The following is a 21,983-nucleotide window of genomic DNA, read 5'->3' on the forward strand; positions in this document are numbered from 1 at the left end:
CGAAAACATGCCGCTCATTCCCGCCGATAGTTTACCCTATTTTGAAAAAATGATTTATCTCCCCATGGTATTGACCATTTTGGAGCGCGACCGGGAAATCGTTGAAAAAGGCCCATTCAAGTTGAAGAGACCTTATGTGGCCATGATCGATCAAGCAGTGAAGGAAGCGCAGCGTGAATTGAAAGACACCAAAATCTATTTGCGCCAACACAATATGAAAGTCATTCGAGGCAATCACGATGACACCTTTACCGAATATGTTTTTTTTCACAGTGGATACGAAGAGCATCGCCGCTATTTGAACGTGCGCTTGAGAAATCGAGTCGAGGAGCTGCTGAGTGTGTATCTGTCAATTGCAAAACAGGCTAATTGAGTGAGTGGGGAAATTGAGTGAAAATCAAAATAATAAGCCCTTTCACAGAGAAAGGGCTTAAGGGTATGTATTATCTGATAGGATTTGTTTGGGTTGGTAAATATGTAAGCTTTGACTGAGAAAAAGGATGGTTCATTTGATCGCGTGTTTTTTGAAATTGATTCGTCAGGAAATGGGAAAGCACAAATTGTCTGCACATCGTTGTGTACGAAACATTCACCGGTAGAATCTGCGAATTAGTGAAATGCACTAAACATTGGTTGTGGGAATTAATTGAATAGCTATCGATAGCAGAAAAGGATACCCATATATTTCCGTCTGATTCGGCAGATAGGGTCGGCATCATGATTAATGGAACTCCAAAATCATGTGAAATGATGAGAGGGACTTTATGCAAAGGGCCAATGGATTCACGAGAGAAAAACGTAGCATGTTTATAAGAGTTTCCATAAAAAATAAGTGATTTTTTTATAATGGCCCCAGGCTTCATTCTAACGATAAATTCAATATGGTTTTCAATGACACGAGTGTAAAGATTATTCTCATTCCAGAACGGTACGAGAGCAATGGTGTTGAATGACACGATGTAATTCGAGGCAGCGGAGATTTTTTTATCCATCTATTCACATCCCTATTTTAGACTACAAACCCTATTATAGAGAAAATTGGGAATTTTGCAATACTTTTGACTAATTAGTACAAATATTAAGAAAAAATAAATCATACGTAATATTCAGAAAAAACATTTGCAACTTCCTGGGTTTTTTATTTATAATAGAAAAAAGGCATCCGAGGTGATTGCAATGGATAAGTATTATTCATATGCTGATTTTCTGAAAGCGATGGGGCGAAATCAGACCGTTAGTGAAGCGGAGAAACTGTTGAACGATATCTACATGGATTTGTTCTTGAACCATGTGCATCGCGAGCAACGGAAAGAACGCTTGCTGACCTTGATTGACGGAGCGCTCGATCTGAAAGATAAAGAATCGTTTGTGGCATATACAAGCGAATTACGTCTGTTGCAACAAGAAAGTGTGTAATGATTAGATGATTAGTTCCTATAGACTTGTGAATTATCCGCTCTTCGCGAAGAGCGGATTTTGTTTTTTTAGCAGAAAAACATACGTTCGCTTTTTATTCGTGTTCCATTGGGGAATATGATAAAATATGAACATTCAATAAAAATGGCCGAACCCCGCTAACCTTAACAAAAGTAGCGCTTTCCGCTTTATAAACAAGGAGGAAATTATGGTACAGAATTTTGATTTGCAGGCTCCTTACAAACCCGATGGAGACCAACCGCAGGCGATTCGCGAATTGGTAAAAGGAATTGAAGAAGGTCGGAAATACCAGACGTTACTTGGTGCAACAGGAACAGGTAAAACATTTACCGTGTCGAATGTAGTGACGGAAATCAAAAAGCCGACATTAGTCATGGCTCACAATAAAACACTTGCAGGACAACTGTACAGTGAGTTCAAAGAATTCTTCCCGAATAATGCGGTGGAGTATTTTGTTAGTTTCTACGATTACTATCAACCGGAGGCTTATGTTCCACAAACGGATACGTATATCGAAAAAGATTCAAGTATTAATGAAGAGATTGATAAATTGCGCCACTCCGCAACGTCGGCTTTATTTGAACGAGAGGATGTATTAATTGTTGCATCCGTTTCATGTATATATGGACTCGGAAATCCCGAAGAATATCGGGAAATGGTGTTGTCCCTACGTACGGGAATGGAAATCGAACGCAATCAATTACTCCGTCGATTGGTCGATATTCAATATGAACGAAACGATATGAATTTCGTCCGCGGGAAGTTCCGTGTGCGAGGAGATGTCGTTGAAATTTTCCCGGCTTCCCGTGATGAACGGTGCATTCGTGTTGAGTTTTTCGGGGATGAAATCGACCGGATACGTGAAGTGGATGCCTTAACAGGTGAAATTATCGGAGACCGTGAACATGTAGCGATATTCCCGAACTCCCACTTCGTTACCCGTGAAGAAAAATTGCTGAAAGCGATAGAAAATATTGAAATTGAATTAGAACAGCAACTGAAAGTTCTACGTGGCGCAGACAAATTACTAGAAGCGCAGCGTCTGGAACAACGTACCCGCTACGACTTGGAAATGATGCGCGAGATGGGCTTTTGTTCAGGTATCGAAAACTATTCACGTCATTTAACACTGCGCGAATCTGGGGCCACCCCATATACATTACTTGATTATTTTCCAGACGATTTCCTGATGGTCGTGGATGAAAGCCACGTAACATTGCCTCAAGTAAGGGGGATGTTCAACGGGGACCAGGCTCGTAAGAAAGTGTTGGTGGATCATGGGTTCCGGTTACCATCAGCCATGGATAATAGACCATTGACATTCCAGGAATTTGAAGGTCATATGGGGCAAGCCATATTCGTTTCAGCGACTCCAGGACCTTATGAATTGGAACACACACCTGACATGGTTGAGCAAATCATTAGACCGACAGGCTTGTTAGACCCTACAATCGATGTCCGTCCAATTGAAGGTCAGATTGATGATTTGATTGATGAAATCCGTCAACGGGCCGAGCGTAATGAACGTGTTCTTGTGACCACATTAACGAAAAAAATGTCAGAGGATTTAACCGATTATTTAAAAGAAATCGGCATTAAAGTTAATTATTTGCACTCGGAAATTAAAACACTTGAGCGAATTGAAATTATTAGAGAACTTCGCATGGGTACGTATGATGTATTGATTGGCATCAACTTGCTCAGAGAAGGACTTGATATTCCGGAAGTTTCGCTAGTGACGATTTTGGATGCGGACAAAGAAGGGTTTTTACGTTCCGAGCGTTCACTTATTCAAACAATTGGACGGGCAGCACGTAATGCCAATGGACATGTCATCATGTATGCGGATCGCATGACGGATTCAATGACCAAAGCAATTGGTGAAACGCAGCGACGCCGCGATATCCAAATAGAGTATAACGAAAAACATGGCATTACCCCGCAAACAATTCAGAAGAAAATTCGCGATGTCATTCGTGCTTCTCATAATGCAGAAGAAACATCGACATATATGGAAAAAGTAACAAAAGGCAAAAAATTGACCAAAGACGAGAAAGCGACATTATTGCTGACTTTGGAAAAAGAAATGAAAGACGCAGCGAAAGCACTCGATTTCGAACGTGCAGCTGAACTGCGTGACACGATTTTGGAACTGAAAGCGGAAGGATGAACCGATTTGAAAAACCAGGAAATTCGTATACAAGGTGCACGTGCACATAATTTGAAAAACGTAGATTTAACAATTCCACGAGACAAGCTTGTTGTCATGACAGGCTTATCGGGATCGGGTAAATCTTCACTTGCTTTCGATACGATTTATGCAGAAGGACAACGACGTTATGTCGAGTCATTGTCTGCCTATGCACGACAGTTTTTAGGTCAAATGGATAAACCGGACGTAGATGCCATTGAAGGCTTGTCACCTGCCATTTCCATTGACCAAAAAACAACAAGCCGCAATCCTCGTTCCACTGTGGGGACAGTAACGGAAATTTATGATTATTTACGACTGTTATTTGCACGTGTCGGGAAACCGATCTGTCCAAATCACGGGACTGAAATTACATCACAGACCATTGAGCAAATGGTTGACCGTTTGATGGAATTCCCAGAACGTACGCGGATGCAAATTTTAGCGCCGATTGTTTCCGGTCGTAAAGGTACTCATGCAAAAATGCTGGAAGATGTGAAGAAGCAAGGCTATGTACGAGTGCGTGTAAACGGTGATTTAATGGATCTGGATGACGACATTAATTTAGACAAAAATAAAAAGCATGACATTGAAATTGTTATTGACCGTGTCGTGATGAAGGATGATGTTGCAGCACGACTGGCAGATTCATTGGAGTCCGCGTTAAGACTGGCGGATGGTCGTGTCTTGATTGATGTAATGGAACATGAAGTATTACTGTTCAGTGAACATCATGCATGTCCAATTTGTGGATTTTCAATTGGGGAACTAGAACCACGCATGTTTTCATTCAACAGTCCATTTGGTGCCTGTCCGGAATGTGATGGTCTAGGTACGAAGCTTGAAGTGGATCCTGAACTTGTGATTCCCGATTGGTCAAAATCGTTGAATGAAGGAGCGATTGTACCGTGGGAACCGACCAGTTCTCAATACTATCCACAACTTTTGGCGGCAGTATGTAAACATTACAAAATCGATATGAAAAAACCCGTGAAAAAACTGCCGAAAGAACAAATGGATAAAATTCTTCATGGCTCTGGCAAGGATAAAATTACATTCCGTTATGAAAATGATTTTGGACAAGTTCGGAGCAATGAGATTTATTTTGAAGGCGTATTAAAAAATATCGAACGCCGTTATAAAGAAACGTCGTCGGATTATATTCGCGAGCAAATGGAAAAATATATGGCCCAACAAGATTGCCCAACATGTGAAGGCTATCGTCTGAAACCTGAAACATTGGCAGTAAAAGTAGCTTCACTACATGTCGGACAAGTGACGTCTTTCTCCATTCAGGAAGCTGATGCATTTTTCAAATCACTCGAGTTATCCGAAAAAGATATGCAAATTGCACGACTCATTTTACGTGAAATCGATGAACGACTTGGGTTCCTTATTAATGTGGGACTGGATTATCTAACGTTGAGTCGGGCTGCTGGAACATTGTCGGGTGGGGAAGCACAACGTATCCGTTTAGCGACTCAAATTGGTTCGCGTTTATCGGGCGTACTTTACATTTTGGATGAACCTTCAATCGGCTTGCATCAACGAGATAATGATCGCTTGATTTCAACGCTTAAAAATATGCGAGATATCGGTAACACGTTAATTGTGGTTGAACATGATGAAGACACGATGATGGCTGCAGATTATTTAATTGACGTGGGTCCTGGAGCAGGAGTACATGGTGGAGAAATTGTCGCTTCCGGAACACCGGCGCAGGTCATGAAAAACACGAAGTCCATTACCGGTCAATATTTAAGCGGGAAGAAATTCATTCCGCTGCCTACAGAACGTCGTAAACCGGACGGTCGTTTGATAACGATCAAGGGAGCGACAGAAAACAATTTGAAAAATGTTACCGTGGATATTCCGCTGGGTGTTTTCACTTCGGTTACAGGTGTGTCAGGTTCAGGGAAAAGTACGTTGATAAATGAAATTTTGCATAAAGCTCTCGCTCAAAAGCTAAATCGAGCAAAATCGAAACCTGGACAGCACATAGAAGTAACAGGTATCGAACAATTGGAAAAAGTCATTGATATTGACCAGTCTCCAATTGGCCGAACACCAAGATCAAATCCAGCTACCTACACGGGTGTATTTGATGATATTCGTGATGTGTATGCGTCAACGAACGAAGCGAAAGTGCGTGGCTACAAAAAAGGTCGATTCAGTTTTAACGTTAAAGGTGGACGTTGTGAAGCTTGTCGTGGTGACGGTATCATCAAGATTGAAATGCATTTCTTGCCGGATGTCTATGTACCATGTGAGATTTGCCATGGGAAACGATACAACCGTGAAACACTGGAAGTGAAATACAAAGACAAAAATATTGCAGATGTATTGAAAATGACAGTGGAAGACGGTCTGAAATTCTTTGAAAATATCCCGAAAATCAGCCGTAAACTTCAAACAATTGTCGATGTTGGCCTAGGCTATATGGAGTTGGGCCAGCCAGCTACGACGTTATCAGGTGGTGAAGCACAACGGGTTAAGTTGGCTTCGGAATTGCATAAACGCTCAAACGGAAAATCGTTCTATATTTTAGATGAACCGACAACAGGACTTCATGCACATGACATTGCCCGTTTGCTTGTTGTCTTGCAGCGATTGGTTGAAAGCGGCGATACCGTTTTAGTAATCGAACATAACTTAGACGTTATTAAAACTTCCGATTACTTGATTGATTTAGGGCCAGAAGGTGGCGATAAAGGCGGCACCATTTTAGCAGTGGGTACCCCTGAAGAAATTGCCAATGTCAAAAAGTCATATACAGGTCGCTATTTAAAACCTGTGCTAGAACGTGACCGTCAGCGCATGGAAGATCAAATCGCAAAAGCTTCCACAAAAAAGAAGGCGAAAAAAGAGACAGTTTCAGCTAAATGAAACCTTTTTGTGGATGAACCGTATGTATAAGGGAAGAACAAAGTTCCGCGCAAAGCGGCTTTGAAGGAGGCCAACTATATGCAAGAAGAACGTAAACGCATTTTAGATCTAGTTGAAAAAGGAACGATTTCTGCTCAAGAAGCGTTGGTATTACTAGAGGCTCTTGGAAATGATAAGGCTAAACCTAGTGTGCCGGCATACGCTGGACCGGGAACGTCTGATGTGCATAACCATTCCACTCATACAAATTCTGAAACACACAACAAGAAAACCACATCCTCTCAAGCAGAAGATTTTATGGAAGATATTAAAAGAGATTTTTCGCAATTCAGCGACCGTTTCATGCAATTTATGCAAACGGCTGTCGGTAAAATGAAATCATTCGATTTCGATATGCCTTTCGGTGAACCGAACGAATTTCATCACACCTTTACAAAAGAGTTGGCAGATTTCAAAGAAGTCTCTGTCGACATTGCCAATGGGAAGTTCGAAATTTATCCTTCACAAGACGGTCAAGTACGAGCGGAATGCCATGTGAAAGTGTATCGTGCTCCCAATGAAGAGGATGGGAAGAAAGATTTCTTTGAAAAATTTGTATTTGTCGTGGATCAACAAAGATTGCGCATTATCAGCGATATGAAAACAACTTCTGTCAATGTCGTCTTGTATGTTCCAAAACAAATGTATGATTCCATATCGGTTCGATTGTTCAATGGAGCCTTCATCAGCAAACATCTAGAAGTGGGACGCTTTAAAGTCAAAACCGCTAATGGCAAAATTGAATTGAAAAATGTTCAATTGGAGGATGGCGAAATCCAGACTGCCAATGGCGCCATTAATATTAAAGATGCCATTGGAAACAAGGTTGATGCAGAAACCATAAATGGTCGTATTTACATTGATGGCCATTTAAAAGATATTGAAGCACAATCTGTGAATGGTCATGTCGTTGTCACCACGAAAAATCCCGAAGCACGTAAAGTTGAGGGACGTGCAGTGGCTGGTACAGTAGAAATTTATGTCCCTTCCACGGTTGCCTTGCAAGGAGAAGTGGCTTCGAATTTCGGGAAAATGGACGTATCATTGCCGGATGTGACACGTTTAAATGAGCAAGAGCATTTCTTGCAAAAAAATATCCGTTTTACAAAAGAACTCACAGATTCAACAGCAGCTCCTCTATATATTAAAGGGGAAGCAAAAACAGGCTCGATTGTCGTACGCTATACAACAGCTGAATAACTAGAAAATCCCCAAATCGAAAGTACAATCGATTTGGGGATTTTTTTATTCCTTATTATAATGAACACAGTATACCGAAAACGATGGCTTGTGCACATTGCTGTTGATATCCTAGACTTTTTAACAAGTCTGCTTCTTTTTTATTTGTCATAAATCCACATTCCACTAATATGGCAGGCATCGTCGTTTCCCTCAGCACGGCTAAGTCTCCTTTTTTAACACCTCGATTTTTTCTATCTGTGCGCATGATCAAAGCTTGCTGCACAAAAGTAGCCATCCGAGTTGAAGTTTCGCTTGGGTTCAAACAAGTATACGTTTCAATGCCTTGAGCTTGGTTCCAATCATTGCCGAAAGCATTCGCATGAATCGATATAAATGCTGAAACTTTCAGTTTGTTCGCTAGAGATATGCGTTCTGAAAGTGCAACATCGCAAGAATTATTATGCGAAAATAGTACGGTAAATCCTTCAGCAGTTAAGAGTTTCTTGACATGTATAGCCGTGGCTACATTAAAAGTGAATTCCCGTAAGGCTCCATCAGGCGATCGTTTACCTGAAGTTTCTGGACCATGTCCAGCATCGATGATTATCTTCTTCATTCTTCATCCCTCCTAATACTTACATAGGAAAAATGAAAGAAGAGAGATAATTTCGATAGAGATTACCTTCAATTTAGTACAATGAAATTAATGTTGTACTATCAAAATGCTTGTCTAGCTCAAATTGCCATCCCTAACCTTCCAGCGCAGATGTACAGCAAAACGGCACTTTGCGCTTTTCTCAAAGTGCATGCTAAAATAAAGGACATGACGGATAATTCGCATTTCGAAGAAAGCAGGTGATATTTTGGTACAAGTGACAACAAAAGATGTAATGGAAATGTTCGATTTAAAACTAGTCAGTGGCCAGGAAGGCATCGGCAGGCATATTGCCATCAGCGATATCTCAAGACCAGGGTTAGAAATGGCCGGTTATTTTACACACTACCCAGCAAACCGTGTCCAACTACTCGGCACGACAGAACTGTCATTTTATGATATGTTGCTGCCTCACGAACGAATAGATCGCATGAAAAAGTTATGCTCACCTGATACACCAGCTATTATTGTTTCACATGGTATGACCGTACCGGAAGAACTGAAGATTGCTTCGAATGAAGAGCACGTACCGGTATTGACTGCAAAAATGGCAACTACGAGGTTCTCCAGTTTGCTGACAAACTTTTTGGAAAGCAAACTCGCACCTACCACTGCAGTACACGGCGTACTCGTTGATATTTATGGGGTAGGCGTTTTGATTACAGGGAAGAGTGGGGTCGGTAAAAGTGAGACCGCTCTAGAACTTGTCAAAAGAGGTCATCGCCTCGTTGCTGACGATTGTGTGGAAATCAGACAAGAAGCCGAAAATACACTTGTAGGGAATCCACCAAAACTGATTGAGCATTTACTAGAAATCCGTGGACTGGGCATTATTGATATCATGACTTTGTTCGGTGCAAGTGCAATACGCAGCTTCAAACGGATATCTCTAGTAATTGATTTAGAGATTTGGGATGCACAGAAAACGTATGACCGTCTCGGGCTCGAGGAAGAAAAAATGAAAATTATTGATACGGATCTGACGAGACTGACGATTCCCGTTCGACCTGGTCGGAACTTAGCAGTTATTATTGAAGTGGCAGCGATGAACTATCGTTTGAAACGTATGGGAGTCAATGCAGCAGAGGAATTTTCCAATCGTCTGAACGATGTCATTAGTCAAAATGAAGACGCTACATATTAAAAGCAGGAAGTATGGAAGGGGTATAACATGAATTTTTTACTTGGAGCATTTGATCCAATCGCGATTTCTCTTGGACCGATTGATGTACGATGGTACGGCGTCATTATCGCTTTTGGAATTGTTTTGGCATTTCTAGTAGCACAGCGTGAAATGCTGAAACGAGGTTTTCACGAAGAATTCTTAACGGATTTATTGATATGGGCTGTCCCATTGGCAATTCTTGGGGCGCGTCTTTATTACGTAATATTTAAATGGGAGTATTACTCCGAAAATCCCGGTGATATCCTTCAAGTTTGGGAGGGAGGACTTGCCATACATGGAGCATTGATTGCTTCATTCGTTACCGCTTATGTGTTTACGAAAAAACGCAAAGTCTCATTTTTGAAACTGGCGGACGTAGTGGCACCAAGTATCCTAATCGGTCAGACAATAGGACGTTGGGGTAACTTTATGAATCAGGAAGCCCACGGAGGACCTGTATCACGTGCTTTCTTAGAGAATATGTTTTTACCAGACTGGATTATCGAACAAATGCGAATTGATGGGACGTATTACCATCCCACTTTCTTATATGAATCTATATGGAATTTCATGGGTGTTGTTATCTTAATATTATTGCGTAGAGTTAATTTACTACGCGGAGAAATGTTCTTGTTTTATCTTATCTGGTATTCTGTGGGACGTTTCTTTATTGAAGGATTGCGGACTGACAGTCTGTACTTACTCGGGGAACTTCGCACGGCACAGGTAGTGTCTCTTATTACAGTTGTTGTTGCACTATTGATTGTTGTTTACCGTCGTATGACCATTAAAGATCCTGTGCGTTATAAAGACGCATAAATAAGGAAGTATCATACATGACTACAATAAAAAATGGACTGCTGGCGGGTCTTAAAACAACCTGGACGCTTAGCAAAATCATATTTCCAATTACACTGTTGCTGGTTATTTTGCAGTACACGCCAGTTCTTCCGTGGATTATTGACTTCGTTTCTCCCATCATGGGTTTATTCGGATTGCATGGCGATGCAGCGATTCCGCTAGTATTAGGAAACGTGCTCAATTTGTATGCAGGGATTGCCGGAATACTTTCACTCGAATTGACTGTGAAAGAAGTCTTTATTCTGGCAGTCATGTTGTCATTCTCTCATAATATTTTTATTGAAACGGGAGTGGCATTAAAGGTTGGCGTAAAATTGTGGGTAGTTTTACTCGTAAGATTTGGTCTTGCAGCTATATCGGCAATCGTCATAAACCTGGTGTGGTCTGGTGGTTCGCAAGTCGCTCAATATGGGATGGCACCAAAAATGGCTACCATGCCTGAAGGGTGGCTTGAAATCATCTTACTCGGACTGCAAAAAGCAAGTTATGGGGTACTGCAACTCGCCCTGGTCGTTATTCCATTAATGGTTGTCATTCAATATTTGAAAGACAAACAGTATTTGCAGAAGTTTTCACAAAAAATAGCACCTTTTACAAAGTTGCTCGGAATTAAACCAAATGCTTCGATGACACTGGTATCTGGATTGGTTATCGGGTTGGCATTTGGTGCAGGCGTAATGATTCAGGCAGTACAAGAGGACGGGGTCAGCAAGAAAGATGCAACGCTGGTCTTTATCTTTTTAGTCGCCTGTCACGCAGTTGTAGAAGATACGCTTATCTTTATTCCTCTTGGAATACCGATTTGGCCATTATTTTTACTAAGGCTCGGCATCGCTTTTATATTGACGATTGTGGTCGCATCAATTTGGAAAAGAGCTGAGCAAACGAAAAGAAAGGAAGTACTTACATCATGAAATCTCAACCAATAACAACGCTTCTTTTCGATTTTGATGGTACATTGCTGGATACGAATGAGCTCATCATTCAAACGTTTTTAAGTGTTTTGGGTAAAAGATATCCCGGAAGATTTACTAAAGAAGACGCGCTGCAATTTATAGGACCGTCCTTAAAACAGACCTTTGATTCGATTGATGAAACATTGACAGAAGAGCTAATTAAAGAATACCGCGCATGGAATATTGAAATGCACGATCAAATGGCTGTCGAATTTGATGGTGTTACTGATACTCTCCGTATATTAAAAGCTCGAGGCCTTAAGATGGCGATTGTATCAACGAAAAGGCAAGGTATGATTCAGAAGGGATTAACATTAATGGGGATTGAGGACATCTTCGATGTTGTGATTGCACTCGACGACGTGGTTACTCCAAAACCAGACCCTGAACCCATTCTTTTGGCACTTGAGCGTTTGAATGCAACGAAAGAAGAGGCAATAATGATCGGGGACAACTCCCATGATATCGAGGGTGGTCAAAACGCAGGTGTAAGAACAGCTGGTGTTGCATGGACTGCTAAAGGCGAAGCATATTTAGCTACTTTTAACCCAACATATATGTTGCAGCATATAACGGATTTGCTTGAAATCGTGGACGGAACATCTTCATGAGAAGGACGGAACGTTATCCCGTAGAAGGGGCAAACTCGTTGTGGCATATTTACCGAACGGTGCCTTTTTGGAAGGTGATGAAAAATTTTATCGTTATTCAACTGGGCAGATACAGCCCTTCATTACCACTGAAAAATTTCCTCTACCGACACTTTTTACATATGAAAGTTGGAGAGCAAACTTCATTTGCCTTGATGGTTATGCCTGATGTCATGTTTCCGGAGAGAATTACAATTGGAGAGAATACAATCGTCGGGTACAATACGACGCTTTTAGCTCATGAGTACTTAATTGACGAATATCGTATTGGAGACGTCATTATTGGGAATCGTGTTCTTATAGGAGCGAATTCTACCATTTTACCTGGAGTTACTATTGGTGATGGTGCGATCGTTTCCGCTGCTACTCTTGTGCATAAAGATGTACCAGAAGGCAGTTTTGTCGGGGGGAATCCCATGAAAATCATTTACACTGCTGAAGAAATGGCGACACGTCGCCTTATATAACCAGAAAAGACCTCATGAAGAGAATTCCAATGCTTCATGAGGTCTTTTGTATTGACGCACTCTATTAGTTACGTTAAAATATATTTTATTTCATTGTAGTAGCATGCTAGTGTGCTAAAGTAAAATATCCTTATTTTGGGAAGTGATGAAAGAATGACGCCAATTCGAAAATTTGAGAAACCGCTAGGGATGAGAGACTCATTTCCGTTAATAAATGAAAAAAAGGAAAATGTACGGGATGTCGGCAGAAAGTTTTTCCGAAATCACGGCTTTGATTTTATCAAAACACCTACTGTTGAATATTACGAAACCGTGGGGAAAGCCTCGGCAATTTCAGATTCATCATTGTTTAAATTAGTCGATCGCCAAGGTGAGACACTTGTCTTAAGACCAGATATGACGACACCAATTGTTCGTGTGGCAACATCTAAGCTATTGAAGGAACAAATACCATTGCGTCTAGCATACTTTGCGAACGTCTTCCGTGCACAGGAAAATGAAGGCGGAAGGCCCGCTGAATTCGAGCAAATGGGCGTGGAGTTAATAGGAGATTCTTCGGTTTTCGCAGATGCAGAAATGATTATAACCGCATCGGATTTTGTACAGGAACTTGGAATTGGTGAATATCATTTAACGGTCGGACATGCTGGGTTATTGCAATCAATTTTGACGCAATTTACCGAATCCAAAGAACAAGTTAAAGAACTGCGTAAATTACTTGTGGAAAAGAACATGGTTGGATTTGAAGAGGCTGTACAATCGTATGGATTATCGAAAGTAGAAGAAGAACGCTTTATTGAATTTATTGGACATGCTTCCAATGTGCAATCCATTCAATCATTACATCCTTTTATCGACCAATCAAATATTCAGCAAGTGAACATGTTTATGTATCTTAGTGACTTGTCCGTATTACTAGAAAATACAGGTCTTTCAAATCTGGTCACATACGATCTGACACTTACTAGTGAAATGAGTTATTACACTGGGATGTTATTTGAAGTTTTTGCGAGTGGATCAGGCTTTCCGATAGGCAATGGAGGTCGCTATGACGGTTTGTTGCAGGAATTCAATTGTGATGTTGGTGCAACAGGTTTTGGATTGAGAGTAGACAGATTGCTTGAAGTGATGACTACATCGACAACACGTAAGCCACATACGTTAATATTTTTTGATGAAGCTAATTATATGGATGCAGTCAATGAGGCGAATAAATTTAGACAGCAAGGGATTCGGACAACTATTCAATATGTTAATGGTGTAGAGGACAGACAGGCTTATCAGGATAACTTTACAGAAGTATTGTGGTTAACAGAAGGAGATGGAAAAAATGAGTGAACTGACAATTGCGATGCCGAAAGGACGAATTTTTGAAGAAGCTTATGTGTTACTTCAAAAAGCGGGTTTTCAGTTGCCGGATGACTTTGAAGAATCACGGAAACTCATTGTTGAAGCTCCTGGTGAAAAGATTCGATTTATTCTTGCGAAACCGATGGATGTACCTGTTTATGTGGAACATGGGGTTGCAGATATAGGAATAGCGGGTAAAGATGTATTACTTGAACAAAAACGAATTGTTCATGAGTTGCTGGATTTAAAAATCAGCGAATGCTATATCGCAACTGCAGGCTTGCCGAATACAGTCATGAATGAGATTGCGCCTCGTGTGGCAACTAAATATCCTGAAATTGCTTCGGCTTTTTACAAAGAAAAAGGGGAGCAAGTTGAAATTATTGGATTAAATGGTTCAATCGAACTGGCACCCATGATTGGGCTGGCCGATCGAATTGTGGATATCGTATCTTCTGGCCGGACATTGAAAGAAAATGGACTTGTTGAATACGAACGCATTGTGGATGTGACATCGAGGTTAATTGCTAATCCCGTCAGTTACCGCCTAAAAAGCGAACGCATCCGCGATATGGTGAAGCGACTGAAAGATTCAATGGAGTAAGGAGGATATTATATGCAAATCGTTTCTTTAACGAAAGATATATCATTAAAACGACCTTTGGAAATGGGCAATGAGGAGCAATTGAACACCGTGAAAATGGTATTGTCCGATGTCAAAAAACGCGGTGACCAAGCAGTCGCGGACTATAGCGAGAAATGGGACGGAATTAAACTAAGTGAATTTAGTGTTTCGATGGATGAAATTCAACACGCACTCGCCAATTTTGATGAAGAACTTAAAAATGATTTGGAAGAAGCGGCAAAAAATATCCGCCTTTTTCATGAAATGCAAAAACGGTCATCTTATGAAGTTGACGTCAAAAATGGCTCATTTATTGGACAACGAGTAAGTCCATTGGATGCAGTTGGTTTGTACGTGCCAGGTGGTTCCGCTGCTTATCCGTCATCGGTATTAATGAATGTCATTCCGGCACAAGTGGCTGGTGTTGAACGAATTGTCATTGTGTCACCTCCAAACGATAAAGGAGCACTACCAGACGCAGTATTGGTTGCGGCTTCGATTTTAGGAATTGAAGAAATTTATAAAATGGGTGGAGCTCAGGCAATCGCTGCTCTTGCATATGGTACCGAATCCATTGCACCTGTAGATAAAATAACAGGTCCAGGTAATGTGTTTGTTGCATTGGCCAAACGGGAAGTATTTGGTGAAGTGGCTATTGATATGATTGCAGGACCGAGTGAAATTGCCATCATCGCAGATGATACTGCATATGCGGACGAAATTGCCGCCGATTTATTATCGCAAGCTGAACATGATCCGATGGCTTGTCCGATTTTACTGACGACGAGCAATGTATTTGCTCAGGAAGTTGCAATAGAAGTGGAGAAACAATTGCGAACGCTCCCGCGTGAGAAGATTGCACGGGCAGCTGTTGAAAAGTTCGGGAAAATTTATGTTGCAGAAACAATGCTGGATATTATTAAAGCTGTAAATAAATTGGCACCGGAGCATTTGGAAATCATGACAATCAATCCTCATGAAGTTGCACAACAAGTGAGACATGCAGGTGCGATTTTTATCGGTCGATACAGTTCGGAACCAATTGGTGACTACTTTGCAGGGACCAATCATGTTTTGCCGACAAACAGCACTGCTCGGTTCTCCAGTCCATTATCGGTGGATGATTTTATCAAAAAAACAAGCATCATTTTTTACACAGAAGAAACATGGCAACAACATGCAGACAAAATAGCAAGACTGGCTAGAATGGAAGGGTTAGAAGCCCATGCAAGAGCTGTAGAATCAAGAGGCTGGAAAAAGGGGATGAATCAATCATGACACGCGAAGCAACGATTAATAGAAAAACGAACGAAACAAAAGTGAAAGTTACGATGCAACTGGATGGAGAAGGACTGGCCACGATTGATACTGGCGTCCCTTTTATGGATCATATGCTTGATTTATTTGTGAAACATGGATTCTTTAATGCGACCATTCAAGCGTCTGGTGATACACATATTGATGATCATCATACAACTGAAGATATCGGGATTGTACTCGGGCAAGTTGTCAAAGAAGCGTTAGGTGACAAAAAAGGGATACGTCGATACGGTAATGCATTTGTGCCGATGGATGATGCACTGGCGCAAGTGATTGTGGATTGTTCAAACCGTCCTCACCTTGAATTCAGAGCGACATTCCCTAAAGAAAAAGTAGGGAATTTCGATACGGAACTTGTCCATGAATTTTTATGGAAATTCACTCTCGAAGCACGGATGAATGTTCATGTAATCCTTCATTATGGCCACAATACACACCACATGATTGAAGCCATATTCAAAGCTTTGGCAAGAGCGCTCGATGAAGCGGTATCCATTGATCCGCGTGTCAAAGGAGTGCCATCCACGAAAGGATTATTAACATGAAAATTGGTGTAATCGATTACGGCATGGGCAATTTGTATAGTGTTGAACAAGCGCTGCTCCGACTAGGTTGTGAAGTTTCCATAACGGCAGATACAAACATCTTAAATCAAATGGATGGTTATGTTTTACCAGGTGTGGGGGCATTTCCAGATGCCATGAGTCGTCTGCGTGAGTCTGGCTTAGATCAATATATTAAACAAATCGAGAACACCAACAAACCGTTACTTGGCATATGTCTGGGCATGCAGCTTCTATATGAAGATAGTACAGAAAATGGATGGACGGAAGGTTTAGGTATATTAACGGGTCATATTCAGAAATTTGAACAACTGGATACAGAGCAAAAACGTATCAGAATTCCTCATATGGGATGGAATCCATTATCTTTTACACATCAACCAGATTGGCTGAAGGGTCTCGATAAAGAAGATTCAACTCATGTCTACTTTGTCCATTCCTATTTGGCACAAAATACAATGCAAAAAGAAGTACTGGCAAGCAGTACATATGCAGGTCAGTTTGTTCCTGGACTTGTCCAGAAAGACTCAATCACTGGTATGCAGTTTCACCCTGAAAAGTCTGGACCGTTCGGAAAGTACTTGTTGAAAAAATGGGTCGGTCAAGTAAAAGAAAGGAGTGAACAAAGATGACAGTGATTGAATTATTCCCTGCGATTGATATGCGTGGAGGCAAATGTGTGCGCTTATTTAAAGGTGATTATAATCAAGAGACGGTTTATGCGGAATCTCCTATTGAAATGGCAAAAACGTTTGCATGCCAAGGAGCAAAGTGGATTCACATGGTAGATTTGGATGGCGCGAAAGATGGGAAACGAATTCATGATAAGGATGTAATCCGTGCGGCTACTGAGCTTGGTGTGAATGTGCAAATTGGCGGAGGAATACGCACTGAAGAAGATGTGAAATATTATCTGGATAATGGTGTGGCAAGAGTCATCATCGGAAGCTTGGCTATTCAGCAACCAGAGCTAGCGGTCTCGATAATCCAAAAGTTCGGTGCAGAGAAAATAGTTATAGGCCTTGATGCAAAAGATGGCATGGTTGCTACACATGGATGGTTGGAAACTTCCTCAAAATCCGCGATTGAAGTAGGGCAATATTTTGCAACTCATGGTGCGAAAACCTTTATTTTTACGGATATAGCAACGGACGGAACATTAAGTGGACCTAATATTCTTGCGAATGAACTTCTTGCCGAAGCTACGGGAGCAGAAGTGATTGTTTCTGGGGGCATTAGTTCACTTTCAGACGTAAAGAAAGTTGCAAAAGCAGCCGCAGGTTCAAAAATTGGTGGCGTGATTATTGGTAAAGCACTTTATGAAAATCGCTTCACGTTACCGGAAGCATTACGTGAGGTGGCTTCATGTTAACAAAACGAATTATTCCATGTTTGGATGTCAAAGAAGGACGAGTTGTAAAAGGGGTTCAATTTGTTTCATTACGAGATGCAGGAGATCCGGTCGAACTTGCAAAATTTTATGATGAGCAAGGGGCAGATGAGTTAGTATTTCTAGATATATCGGCTTCGCATGAAGGAAAAGAGACGATGATTGATGTCGTACGTCAAACTGCCGTTGAACTGGCTATTCCTTTTACCGTTGGAGGCGGAATCCGAACACTGGATGATATGAAAAACATGCTGCGGGCAGGTGCAGATAAAGTATCAGTCAATACATCTGCACTTGAACGTCCCGAATTGATTGCTGAAGGTGCGGCTTATTTCGGTTCACAATGCATTGTCGTCGCTATTGATGCAAAATGGTCAGAAGATGACGGGACGTGGATGGTCTATACGCATGGTGGTCGACGGCTTACACAATGGACAGCAGTTAAATGGGCACAAGAAGCCACTCGATTAGGTGCAGGAGAAATTCTCCTGACGTCCATGAACAAAGATGGTGAAAAAAGTGGTTTTGATTTGGCGTTAACGAAAGCGGTTCGGGAGGCTGTCAATGTTCCGGTTATCGCAAGTGGTGGAGCAGGAAATGCCCAACACTTTTATGATGTATTCAATGAAGTGGATGTAGATGCGGCATTGGCGGCTTCCATTTTTCATTATAAAGAGACAAGTGTAGCAGAAGTGAAAAGTGTACTGCGAGAGAAGGGAGTGTCAGTCAGATGACAAAAAACGTAATGGAAACCATTAAATTTGATGAGCAAGGACTGATACCGGTTGTTGTTCAACATGCACAAACAAAAGAAGTGTTGACGGTCGCTTATATGAATCGTCAATCAATGGAAAAAACAATTGAAACGAAAGAAACATGGTTCTTCAGTCGTTCGAGACAAGAACTATGGCATAAAGGTACAACGAGTGGTAACAAGCAACAAGTAGTAGCCATCCGAACAGACTGTGATGAAGATGCATTAGTGGTGGAAGTGTTGCCAAAAGGCCCTGCTTGTCATACGGGTGAAGCCACTTGTTTTCATAAAGACATCCTCTCTCCAGGACAAACTGTCGGCAGTTTCGGGATTTTGGCAGATTTGGTACAAGTCATTCAACAACGTGAAAAATCTATGCCAGAAGGTGCCTATACGACCTACTTATTTGAAAAAGGCGTGGACAAAATCGGCAAGAAAATCGGCGAAGAAGCGACAGAAGTCGTAATTGCCGCAAAAAACCGTGATGCCGAAGAATTGCAATGGGAAGCGGCTGACTTGATCTATCACTTATTAGTCTTGCTTCAAGAACAAAAAGTGAATTTGTATGATGTGTTGGAAGTTTTACAGAAACGACATGAGAGTAAATCATAAGCCAATGTGCTATAATAGAGAGATACTGAAAAGGGACCTGTTGTGTTCCTTTTTATTTTTTCGGAGGCATTAATTGGAGAAAAAACACAAACAACTCGCGAATGAAAACATCGTCTCGTTTATTCCTACAGGCGAATATTATTATCAAAAAGCGTTAGTAGCTCTGAATCGTGAGCATTTTGAAAAAGCGCATAAATATTTGAGACGTGCAGCGGAACTGAGTCCTGATGATCCGCTTATATTAATGCAATACGCAATTGTGGAAATGGAAGTGGAAAAATACGACCATGCCCTTGAATTATTGCAAAGTGCGTACAGTCTTGATCCAAATGAAAGTGAAATTGTTTTCTTCTTGGCCGAAGTCAATGCTCATCTCGGTTTTCTTTCGGATGCCCATAAGTACGCCAAACAGTATATTGAATTGGATATGACGGGAGCTTACGCTGAGGAAGCGATGGAGATCATTGATTTCTCGGAACAAGAAGACTGGCCGTTATTTGAAGATGATAATATCGGAAGCGAAATTTTAGTCATTCAAGAAAAAGCAAGACGGATGATGGAACAAGGAAACTTTGAGAAGGCAATTGAAGTTTTGGAGAATTTGATTGAAGAAAATCCGGATTTCTGGGCTGCATTCAACAATTTGGCGCTTGCTTATTTTTATATCGGCGAAGTCGATCAAGCAAAAGCTTTATTACATAAAGTGTTGGAAGAAAACACAGGGAATTTGCATGCATTGTGTAATTTGGCAGTCGTTCATTATTACGAAAAAAATGAGCAGGAACTCTCTTATCTTTTGAATTTACTTGGGAAAATCCAACCGTATATGCTGGAACACCGCTACAAGCTGGGTGCAACTTTTGCTTTGGTTGGTAAATATGAAGATGCGTATAAATGGTTACGTTCACTTCAAAAACGCGGATACGAGGGCGACCCTGGCTTTTATTTCTGGTTGTCACATTCCGCATACTTTTCGGGACATGAAAAAGAAGCTCGTCAATACTGGAAACAACTGATTCAAATTGATCCCGAAAAACACGGACTGGAACCTTGGGCTGGCCAAAAAGAAGGCGAATCTTTAGATGGCATGGAGCACAATCGTGATTTTATTGTAGAAAAGCTTGAAAATGCGTATCGCAGTGAGCGAATGTTCGGTTTGTTTTTGTTGGGTAAGACTGCACATAAACAAGAAATTATCGCTCATCCTGAATGGGTAAATGTAGAAACGTACTCTACGATGGAAAAATGGTTGTTGGCCCATGCCCTTGGGCACGAATTTGAAACTAGTCGACTTGCTGAACGTTCTTTTTTAAGAGCGGTCGAAGCAACAGAAGTGCTGTACCGGAAAAATCACCCGTTAACAATTGACGGATCATTCCTCTTTCAAATGTGGTTTGTGTTAATTGAGCGTGGTATTGATAAAGGCTATGCCTTTAAAAATCCTAAGGCTTTAGCGGCCGCTGCGGATTATATGTTCCAATCATCACGTTCACAAGGCATTACAAAAAAAGCACTAGCGGAACGCTATGAGATTACCACACCAACCATCACAAAATATGTAAATGAACTTATTCAATTTTTACCGCTTTTTGATACTTAAGCAAAAAAGTTGAATGACTTGCATGAATCTTATACGATTTGTGATAGAAGGATTTAGGAGGTATTTTTAATGACTGAAGAAAAAATTTATGATGTTGTGATTATCGGGGCTGGTCCTGCAGGTATGACAGCAGCTGTATATACATCACGAGGAAATTTATCGACTTTAATGATTGAACGTGGCATTCCAGGTGGCCAAATGGCAAATACTGAGGAAGTTGAAAACTATCCCGGTTTCGAACATATTTTAGGACCGGAACTTTCAACGAAAATGTTTGAACATGCCAAAAAATTCGGTGCGGAGTACGCATACGGAGATGTACAGGAAATCACTGATGGTGAAGCATTCAAGACAATTAAAGCGGGTGGGAAAGAATATAAAGCCCGTTCAATCATCATCACAACCGGTGCTGAATATAAGAAAATGGGAATTCCAGGCGAAACTGAACTGGGTGGACGTGGAGTAAGTTACTGTGCGGTCTGCGATGGCGCATTCTTTAGAAATAAAGAATTAGTCGTTGTAGGAGGCGGAGATTCTGCTGTGGAAGAAGGAGTGTATTTAACACGTTTTGCTAGCAAAGTAACGATTGTTCACCGTCGTGATGAACTTCGTGCACAAAAAATCCTGCAAGAACGTGCGTTTGCAAATGAAAAAATCGACTTCATCTGGAACCATACTGTGAAATCGATTAACGATGAAAATGGCAAAGTCGGAAGCGTGACATTGGCATCAACAGTAGATGATTCGGAACAGGAATTTAAAGCAAACGGTGTATTTATTTACATCGGAATGCTTCCATTGACAAAACCATTTGCTAAATTAGGTATCCTGAACGAAATGGGGTATATCTTAACAAACGAACAAATGGAAACGAGTATCCCTGGTATCTTTGCTGCCGGAGATGTACGTGAAAAAACGTTGCGTCAAATTGTAACGGCAACAGGTGATGGCAGTATCGCTGCACAGGCTGCACAGCATTATATCGAAGAATTACACGAAAAATTAAGCATTAAGGCTTAATTTTAATCATTCTTTAATCCATCTGTAATACCCTTGCAACAATAAAGGTGTATATTAAGGATAGTAAATTGACCCCCTTTTTATAGCAACATTTTGAAAGGCTGTTTCTCGGTGCAAATCGATGAAACAGCCTCTTTTTTTGCCGTTTGGAAAGGTGTTTGAAAGTGTATGGACAGAAATTGCTTCGAGCTGGACGGAAAATCAAGTTAACCGGTCAGAAAACGTCTTTGAGTGGTCAATAACGGTTCTGAATGGTCAGA

At 41.1% G+C, this 21,983-nt stretch carries 22 protein-coding genes; 20 read left to right on the forward strand and 2 right to left on the reverse strand.

Going from position 1 to position 21,983, the window contains the following annotated elements; translation table 11 throughout:
- The first annotated feature begins 7 nt into the window (after positions 1–7).
- Positions 8–373, forward strand: coding sequence for a hypothetical protein (locus tag MHH33_RS04940; protein ID WP_342543105.1), 366 nt, complete (start codon positions 8–10; stop codon positions 371–373).
- A 70-nt stretch (positions 374–443) separates the two neighbouring features.
- Here the strand turns inward: MHH33_RS04940 and MHH33_RS04945 are convergent, their stop codons facing one another.
- Positions 444–992: a competence protein ComK gene (locus MHH33_RS04945; RefSeq protein WP_016429110.1), complete on the reverse strand. Its 549-nt coding sequence runs from the start codon at positions 990–992 to the stop codon at positions 444–446.
- 184 nt (positions 993–1,176) lie between these two features.
- Between MHH33_RS04945 and MHH33_RS04950 the strand changes: the two genes are divergently transcribed.
- From MHH33_RS04950 to MHH33_RS04965, 4 genes are all read left to right on the forward strand, one after another.
- Positions 1,177–1,416, forward strand: a complete 240-nt coding sequence (locus MHH33_RS04950; protein ID WP_016429109.1) for an IDEAL domain-containing protein — start codon at positions 1,177–1,179, stop codon at positions 1,414–1,416.
- A gap of 208 nt (positions 1,417–1,624) precedes the next feature.
- Positions 1,625–3,607 carry an excinuclease ABC subunit UvrB gene (gene uvrB, locus MHH33_RS04955; RefSeq protein WP_016429108.1) on the forward strand — a complete coding sequence of 661 codons (1,983 nt, stop codon included), beginning with the start codon at positions 1,625–1,627 and terminating at the stop codon, positions 3,605–3,607.
- Between the two features lie 6 nt (positions 3,608–3,613).
- Positions 3,614–6,514 (forward strand): excinuclease ABC subunit UvrA, encoded by a 2,901-nt coding sequence (gene uvrA, locus MHH33_RS04960; RefSeq protein ID WP_016429107.1) that lies wholly within the window; start codon positions 3,614–3,616, stop codon positions 6,512–6,514.
- A gap of 78 nt (positions 6,515–6,592) precedes the next feature.
- A complete protein-coding gene (locus tag MHH33_RS04965) occupies positions 6,593–7,753 on the forward strand; it encodes a DUF4097 family beta strand repeat-containing protein (protein ID WP_342543106.1) in 1,161 nt (386 codons plus the stop codon).
- Positions 7,754–7,808: 55 nt separating this feature from the next.
- Here the strand turns inward: MHH33_RS04965 and MHH33_RS04970 are convergent, their stop codons facing one another.
- The gene (locus MHH33_RS04970; RefSeq protein ID WP_342543107.1) at positions 7,809–8,351 is read right to left on the reverse strand and encodes an N-acetylmuramoyl-L-alanine amidase; all 543 of its coding nucleotides are present in this window, start codon (positions 8,349–8,351) and stop codon (positions 7,809–7,811) included.
- 247 nt (positions 8,352–8,598) lie between these two features.
- On the opposite strand from MHH33_RS04970, the gene hprK reads away from it, so the two are divergent.
- From hprK to trxB, 15 genes are all read left to right on the forward strand, one after another.
- On the forward strand, positions 8,599–9,534 hold the full coding sequence (gene hprK / locus MHH33_RS04975) for an HPr(Ser) kinase/phosphatase (RefSeq protein ID WP_016429104.1): 936 nt from the start codon (positions 8,599–8,601) through the stop codon (positions 9,532–9,534).
- Positions 9,535–9,561: 27 nt separating this feature from the next.
- The gene (gene lgt / locus MHH33_RS04980) at positions 9,562–10,374 is read left to right on the forward strand and encodes a prolipoprotein diacylglyceryl transferase (RefSeq protein ID WP_342543108.1); all 813 of its coding nucleotides are present in this window, start codon (positions 9,562–9,564) and stop codon (positions 10,372–10,374) included.
- A 17-nt stretch (positions 10,375–10,391) separates the two neighbouring features.
- Complete coding sequence (locus MHH33_RS04985; RefSeq protein ID WP_342543109.1) at positions 10,392–11,330, forward strand: nucleoside recognition domain-containing protein; 939 nt, start codon at positions 10,392–10,394, stop codon at positions 11,328–11,330.
- Positions 11,327–11,983 (forward strand): pyrophosphatase PpaX, encoded by a 657-nt coding sequence (gene ppaX / locus MHH33_RS04990; RefSeq protein WP_342543110.1) that lies wholly within the window; start codon positions 11,327–11,329, stop codon positions 11,981–11,983. Before MHH33_RS04985 ends, ppaX begins: the two co-directional genes overlap by 4 nt.
- Positions 11,980–12,489 (forward strand): acyltransferase, encoded by a 510-nt coding sequence (locus MHH33_RS04995; RefSeq protein ID WP_016429100.1) that lies wholly within the window; start codon positions 11,980–11,982, stop codon positions 12,487–12,489. Before ppaX ends, MHH33_RS04995 begins: the two co-directional genes overlap by 4 nt.
- Positions 12,490–12,642: 153 nt before the next feature.
- Positions 12,643–13,827 (forward strand): ATP phosphoribosyltransferase regulatory subunit, encoded by a 1,185-nt coding sequence (locus MHH33_RS05000; RefSeq protein ID WP_342543111.1) that lies wholly within the window; start codon positions 12,643–12,645, stop codon positions 13,825–13,827.
- The gene (hisG, locus tag MHH33_RS05005; RefSeq protein WP_342543112.1) at positions 13,820–14,443 is read left to right on the forward strand and encodes an ATP phosphoribosyltransferase; all 624 of its coding nucleotides are present in this window, start codon (positions 13,820–13,822) and stop codon (positions 14,441–14,443) included. Before MHH33_RS05000 ends, hisG begins: the two co-directional genes overlap by 8 nt.
- A 12-nt stretch (positions 14,444–14,455) precedes the next feature.
- A complete protein-coding gene (gene hisD / locus MHH33_RS05010; protein WP_342543113.1) occupies positions 14,456–15,742 on the forward strand; it encodes a histidinol dehydrogenase in 1,287 nt (428 codons plus the stop codon).
- The gene (gene hisB, locus MHH33_RS05015; RefSeq protein WP_342543114.1) at positions 15,739–16,329 is read left to right on the forward strand and encodes an imidazoleglycerol-phosphate dehydratase HisB; all 591 of its coding nucleotides are present in this window, start codon (positions 15,739–15,741) and stop codon (positions 16,327–16,329) included. The genes hisD and hisB overlap by 4 nt, the downstream gene beginning before the upstream one ends.
- Positions 16,326–16,979: an imidazole glycerol phosphate synthase subunit HisH gene (hisH, locus tag MHH33_RS05020; protein WP_016429095.1), complete on the forward strand. Its 654-nt coding sequence runs from the start codon at positions 16,326–16,328 to the stop codon at positions 16,977–16,979. Before hisB ends, hisH begins: the two co-directional genes overlap by 4 nt.
- Positions 16,976–17,719 (forward strand): 1-(5-phosphoribosyl)-5-[(5-phosphoribosylamino)methylideneamino]imidazole-4-carboxamide isomerase, encoded by a 744-nt coding sequence (hisA, locus tag MHH33_RS05025; protein WP_342543115.1) that lies wholly within the window; start codon positions 16,976–16,978, stop codon positions 17,717–17,719. The genes hisH and hisA overlap by 4 nt, the downstream gene beginning before the upstream one ends.
- Positions 17,713–18,471, forward strand: coding sequence for an imidazole glycerol phosphate synthase subunit HisF (gene hisF / locus MHH33_RS05030; RefSeq protein WP_342543116.1), 759 nt, complete (start codon positions 17,713–17,715; stop codon positions 18,469–18,471). The genes hisA and hisF overlap by 7 nt, the downstream gene beginning before the upstream one ends.
- Complete coding sequence (gene hisIE / locus MHH33_RS05035) at positions 18,468–19,103, forward strand: bifunctional phosphoribosyl-AMP cyclohydrolase/phosphoribosyl-ATP diphosphatase HisIE (protein WP_342543117.1); 636 nt, start codon at positions 18,468–18,470, stop codon at positions 19,101–19,103. The genes hisF and hisIE overlap by 4 nt, the downstream gene beginning before the upstream one ends.
- 73 nt (positions 19,104–19,176) lie before the next feature.
- Positions 19,177–20,703 (forward strand): tetratricopeptide repeat protein, encoded by a 1,527-nt coding sequence (locus tag MHH33_RS05040; protein ID WP_016429091.1) that lies wholly within the window; start codon positions 19,177–19,179, stop codon positions 20,701–20,703.
- Positions 20,704–20,772: 69 nt separating this feature from the next.
- On the forward strand, positions 20,773–21,723 hold the full coding sequence (gene trxB, locus MHH33_RS05045) for a thioredoxin-disulfide reductase (RefSeq protein ID WP_342543118.1): 951 nt from the start codon (positions 20,773–20,775) through the stop codon (positions 21,721–21,723).
- The last annotated feature ends 260 nt before the right edge of the window (positions 21,724–21,983 follow it).

Origin of the sequence: Paenisporosarcina sp. FSL H8-0542, from assembly GCF_038632915.1 — a bacterium.
GTDB lineage: Bacteria > Bacillota > Bacilli > Bacillales_A > Planococcaceae > Paenisporosarcina.

Coding starts and splice junctions, on each gene's coding strand:
- uvrB (WP_016429108.1), top strand. CDS start 1,625: ATGGTACAGAATTTTGATTTGCAGGCTCCTTACAAACCCGATGGAGAC.
- hisH (WP_016429095.1), top strand. CDS start 16,326: ATGAAAATTGGTGTAATCGATTACGGCATGGGCAATTTGTATAGTGTT.
- hisG (WP_342543112.1), top strand. CDS start 13,820: ATGAGTGAACTGACAATTGCGATGCCGAAAGGACGAATTTTTGAAGAA.
- hisA (WP_342543115.1), top strand. CDS start 16,976: ATGACAGTGATTGAATTATTCCCTGCGATTGATATGCGTGGAGGCAAA.
- hisF (WP_342543116.1), top strand. CDS start 17,713: ATGTTAACAAAACGAATTATTCCATGTTTGGATGTCAAAGAAGGACGA.
- MHH33_RS04985 (WP_342543109.1), top strand. CDS start 10,392: ATGACTACAATAAAAAATGGACTGCTGGCGGGTCTTAAAACAACCTGG.
- MHH33_RS04995 (WP_016429100.1), top strand. CDS start 11,980: ATGAGAAGGACGGAACGTTATCCCGTAGAAGGGGCAAACTCGTTGTGG.
- hisIE (WP_342543117.1), top strand. CDS start 18,468: ATGACAAAAAACGTAATGGAAACCATTAAATTTGATGAGCAAGGACTG.
- lgt (WP_342543108.1), top strand. CDS start 9,562: ATGAATTTTTTACTTGGAGCATTTGATCCAATCGCGATTTCTCTTGGA.
- MHH33_RS04965 (WP_342543106.1), top strand. CDS start 6,593: ATGCAAGAAGAACGTAAACGCATTTTAGATCTAGTTGAAAAAGGAACG.
- MHH33_RS04950 (WP_016429109.1), top strand. CDS start 1,177: ATGGATAAGTATTATTCATATGCTGATTTTCTGAAAGCGATGGGGCGA.
- hisB (WP_342543114.1), top strand. CDS start 15,739: ATGACACGCGAAGCAACGATTAATAGAAAAACGAACGAAACAAAAGTG.
- MHH33_RS04970 (WP_342543107.1), bottom strand. CDS start 8,351: ATGAAGAAGATAATCATCGATGCTGGACATGGTCCAGAAACTTCAGGT.
- hisD (WP_342543113.1), top strand. CDS start 14,456: ATGCAAATCGTTTCTTTAACGAAAGATATATCATTAAAACGACCTTTG.
- MHH33_RS04945 (WP_016429110.1), bottom strand. CDS start 992: ATGGATAAAAAAATCTCCGCTGCCTCGAATTACATCGTGTCATTCAAC.
- MHH33_RS04940 (WP_342543105.1), top strand. CDS start 8: ATGCCGCTCATTCCCGCCGATAGTTTACCCTATTTTGAAAAAATGATT.
- MHH33_RS05000 (WP_342543111.1), top strand. CDS start 12,643: ATGACGCCAATTCGAAAATTTGAGAAACCGCTAGGGATGAGAGACTCA.
- trxB (WP_342543118.1), top strand. CDS start 20,773: ATGACTGAAGAAAAAATTTATGATGTTGTGATTATCGGGGCTGGTCCT.
- ppaX (WP_342543110.1), top strand. CDS start 11,327: ATGAAATCTCAACCAATAACAACGCTTCTTTTCGATTTTGATGGTACA.